This is a genomic window from Micromonospora sp. WMMD737, from assembly GCF_049179055.1.
Classification (GTDB): Bacteria; Actinomycetota; Actinomycetes; order Mycobacteriales; family Micromonosporaceae; genus Micromonospora; species Micromonospora reichwaldensis.
In genome coordinates this window covers 1-4,136 of sequence record NZ_JBMHMH010000027.1, presented here as the reverse complement: position 1 = coordinate 4,136, position 4,136 = coordinate 1, and the positions used below count along the sequence as shown (strand labels likewise).

Annotated in this window: 4 protein-coding genes; 3 read left to right on the top strand and 1 reads right to left on the bottom strand. The window is 68.8% G+C overall.

Going from position 1 to position 4,136, the window contains the following annotated elements; genetic code table 11:
* Window positions 1–1,545, bottom strand: a 1,545-nt coding sequence (locus tag ACN27A_RS34040) for an NAD(P)-binding domain-containing protein (protein ID WP_421459065.1), incomplete at its 3' end; no start/stop codon positions are given.
* A gap of 65 nt (window positions 1,546–1,610) precedes the next feature.
* Here ACN27A_RS34040 and ACN27A_RS34035 point away from each other — a divergent pair.
* The 3 genes from ACN27A_RS34035 to ACN27A_RS34025 all read left to right on the top strand — a co-directional run.
* Window positions 1,611–2,726 (top strand): 2,3-butanediol dehydrogenase, encoded by a 1,116-nt coding sequence (locus tag ACN27A_RS34035; protein WP_421459063.1) that lies wholly within the window; start codon window positions 1,611–1,613, stop codon window positions 2,724–2,726.
* 2 nt (window positions 2,727–2,728) lie between these two features.
* Window positions 2,729–3,532 carry an acetoin reductase gene (locus tag ACN27A_RS34030; protein ID WP_421459061.1) on the top strand — a complete coding sequence of 268 codons (804 nt, stop codon included), beginning with the start codon at window positions 2,729–2,731 and terminating at the stop codon, window positions 3,530–3,532.
* 113 nt (window positions 3,533–3,645) lie between these two features.
* On the top strand, window positions 3,646–4,136 hold a 491-nt coding region (locus ACN27A_RS34025; protein WP_421459059.1), incomplete at its 3' end, for a GAF domain-containing protein.

Genomic DNA, 4,136 nt, shown 5'->3' with positions numbered 1-4,136 from the left:
GGTCGCATAGACCACCAGATCGGCGGGCAGCTCGGTGCCGTCGGCGAGCACCACCGCGTCCTCGGTCAGGCGGTCGACCTGCCCGTGGGCCAGCTTGATCCGGCCGTCGGCGACGAGCTCGCATGCCCCGACGTCGATGTAGTAGCCCGACCCGCGCCGCAGATACTTCATGAACAGGCCGGAACCGTCAGCACCCCAGTCCAATTCGAATCCGGCGGCCTCCAGGCGGTCGTAGAACTCCTTGTCCCGCTCGCGCATCCGGTCATACAGCGGGATCTGGAACTCGTGCATGATCCGGTACGGCAGCGACGCGAACGTCAGATCCGCCTTCTCGGTGGTCATGCCGGCTTCCAGGGCGCGTTCGGAGTAGAGGTCACCCAGGCCGATGTCCATCAACGTGTCCGACTTGACGATGTGGGTCGAGGAGCGCTGAACCATCGTCACGTCCACGCCGTTCTCGTAGAGCGCCTTGCAGATGTCGTGGGCGGAGTTGTTCGAACCGATCACCACGGCTTTCCTGCCGACGTAGGCGTCGGGGCCGGGGTGCGCCGAGGAGTGCTGCTGGTCGCCGCGGAAGACGTCCTGGCCGGGCAGCGTCGGAATGCTGGGCTTCCCGGACATCCCGGTGGCCAGGACGAGCTGGGTGGGATGCAGGGTGATCCGCTCGCCGTCGCGGTCCACCTCGACGGTCCAGGTCTGGGATTGTTCGTCGAAGGAGGCCGACCGGCAGGTGGTCTTCGACCAGTACGGCACCTCCATCACCCGGGTGTAGAACTCCAGCCAGTCGCCGATCTTGTCCTTGGGGGCGAACACCGGCCAGTTCGCCGGGAACGGCAGGTAGGGCAGGTGGTCGTACCAGACCGGGTCGTGCAGGCACAGCGACTTGTACCGGTTGCGCCACTGATCGCCCGGGCGTTCGTGGCGGTCGACGACGATGGCGGGCACCCCGAGCTGACGCAACCGCGCACCGAGCGCGATGCCGCCCTGGCCGCCACCGATCACCAGCGCGTACGGCTGGACGGTGCGGCCCAGCTCGACGTCCTCGGCGGCACGCTTCTCGGCCCAGGAGCGGGGGTCGGGGTCGTCGCCGTGCACCGCGCCGAGTACCCGGGTCGGGCCCTTGTGCTCCTCGTGGCCCGTGAGCTCCTGCAGCGCGGTCAGCAGCGTCCAGGCCCGGTCCTGTCCGTCGTCCTCGTGCCGCAACCGCAGGTGACCGGTGCCGCGGCCGACGCCGGTGTCGAACTCGATGAACGCGGTCGTCACACCGCCGTCCTCGGTCGGCGTCTCCCGGGTGCGGAACCCGGACGGGTCGGTGCCGGCCAGCCGTGCGGTCAGCATGTCGGCGATCTGGTCGCGGCCCTCCATGGTGGTGATGTTCCAGGTGAACGACACCAGATCGCGCCAGAAGCTGTCGACGGCGAACATCGCGGTGACACGGTCGATGTCGCGTGCGGCCAGCGCCGCGGAGAAGTCGGCCAGCCAGGCGTCGACGCGCTGCTGCGGGGTCACGTCAGGGGTGGTCTGAGGTTCGAGAGTCGATGTCATGTGAGCCACACCACACCCAGGTCCGGGTCGGCGACAAGAGTTGCGAAGCGTTGCAACCCCCTCACGTGCAGGCTGCAACCCCCTGCAACTCTTTCGCGGTGTGTCGGCGGTCACATACAACGATGGGCATGAAAGCAGCCGTCTACTACGGACCGAACAAACTCGAGATCGACGACGTGCCCGAGCCCGCACCCGGCCCGGGCACCGTCAAGCTGCAGGTCGGTTACAACGGCATCTGCGGAACCGACCTGCACGAGTACTACGCGGGGCCGATCTTCGTTCCCACCGAACCGCACCCGCTGACCGGCCAGCAGCTCCCGCTGACCATGGGGCACGAGTTCTCCGGCACCATCACCGCCGTCGGTGACGGTGTCACCGGCTGGAGCGAGGGCGACCGCGTCGTGGTGGAGCCGGTGTACCGGTGCGGGCAGTGCCCCGCGTGCCGGGCCGGCAACTACAACGTGTGCGCCCAGATCGGCTTCCACGGCCTGATGTCCGATGGCGGCATGGCCGAGTTCAGCGTGGTGCCGACCGAGATGCTGCACCGGCTGCCCGACAACGTCGGCCTGGAACTCGGCGCACTGGTCGAACCGATGTCGGTGGCCTATCACGCCGCCACCCTCGGCGAGGTCGGCCCCGGCGACACCGCGATGGTGTTCGGCGCGGGCCCGATCGGCATCGGTCTGTGGTTCGCGCTGCGCGGCAAGGGCCTCGACGACGTCTTCGTCGTCGAACCCGCACCGACCCGGCGCGCGGCCATCGAGGCCCTGGGGGCGGCGACCCTGGACCCGGCCGACATCGACGTAGCCGCCTTCATCGCCGAGCGCACCCGAGGGGCGGGCGCCGACGCGGTGTTCGACGCCGCCGGGGTGACGCCTGCGGTGCAGACGGCACTGGCCTGTGTCGGGTCGCGCAAGCCGATGGTCAGCGTGGCGATCTACGAAAAGCCCTTGGAGACACCACTGCTGAACCTCGTCATGAACGAGTCCCGGATCCAGGGGTCGTTGTGCTACACCGGCGCGGACTTCGAAGCCGTCATCGCGCTGATGGCCGACGGGGCTTACGACACCACCGGCTGGGTGACCCGCATCGCCCTCGACGACGTGATCGACGAGGGGTTCGAGGCGCTGCACGCCGGCACCAAGATGAAGGTTCTGATCGACCCGAACGGAGAGCAGTAGCCATGACAGCGATGACACTGACCGGACAAGTCGCCCTGGTGACCGGCGCGGCACGCGGAATCGGCCGCGGAATCGCGCTGCGGCTGGCCCGTGACGGTGCCGACGTCGCCCTGGTCGACGTGCGCCCCGAGGGGATCAGCTCGGTGGCCGACGAGATCGCCGAGATCGGCTGCAAGGCGGTGACCGTCGTCGCCGACGTGAGCGACCGCGACCAGGTCTTCGCCGCGGTCGACCACGCCGCCACGGCGTTGGGCGGGCTCGACATCATGGTCAACAACGCCGGCATCGCGCTGGTCGGGCCGATCGGTGAGGTGACGCCCGAGCAGGTCGAGAAGCTGTGGGCGATCAACGTCAACGGGGTGCTGTGGGGTATCCAGGCGGCGGTGGCGAAGTTCAAGGAACTGGGCAACCAAGACAAGGGACGCGTCAGCAAGATCATTAATGCCTCGTCGATCGCCGGGCACGACGGGTTCGGCATGCTCGGCGCCTACAGCGCCTCGAAGTTCGCGGTGCGCGCGCTGACCCAGGCCGCGGCCAAGGAACACGCCGCCGACGGCATCACCGTCAACGCCTACTGCCCGGGCGTGGTCGGCACCGAAATGTGGGTGGAGATCGACAAGCGCTTCGCCGAACTGACCGGGGCCGCCGAGGGGGAGACCTACGACACGTTCGTCGGCGGAATCGCGCTCGGCCGGGCCGAGACGCCCGAGGACGTCGCGGGCTTCGTCTCCTACCTGGCCGGCCCGGACGCCGAGTACATGACCGGGCAGTCGGGCCTGATCGACGGTGGACTGGTCTATCGCTGAGATGTCCTGGTGCACCGCCCCGGTGAGGAGCACAATCGAAACAGATGCAAGGTTCGCCCGTGCCTGAACCCGCAGTGGCAGTCGGTGAGGATCCGCGCAGCTATGCGCGGCTGATGTCGGCTGTGTACGACGCGACGATGGCCGGGGACCGGGCTCCGGCGCGGCCCCGTGAGGTCATCGGCGAGAGCTGGCAGCGGATGCTGGCCCGCGGGATGCACAACCGGGCACCGGACCCGCCGCCGGTGGTCGAGACCGGTGCGTTGGAGATGCTGCGCCGGTCCTCCGGGCTGCTCGAGGTGCTCGACGAGATCTCGCACGGTCTGGAGTCTCTGGTGGCCGACGGCGAGAACATCCTCGTCGTCGCCGACGCGCAGGGCCGGGTGTTGTGGCGCAACGGACGGCCGTCGGTACTGCACAACGCCGACCGGTTGGGTTTCGTGGAGGGCGCGAACTGGGGCGAGAGCGCAGTCGGAACCAACGCGATCGGCACCGCCCTGGTGTCCCAGCGCGCCGTGCAGGTGTTCTCCGCCGAGCACTTCCTGCGCAGCCACCACCCGTGGACCTGCGCGGGTGCGCCCATCCGGGATCCGCGGACCGGACAGGT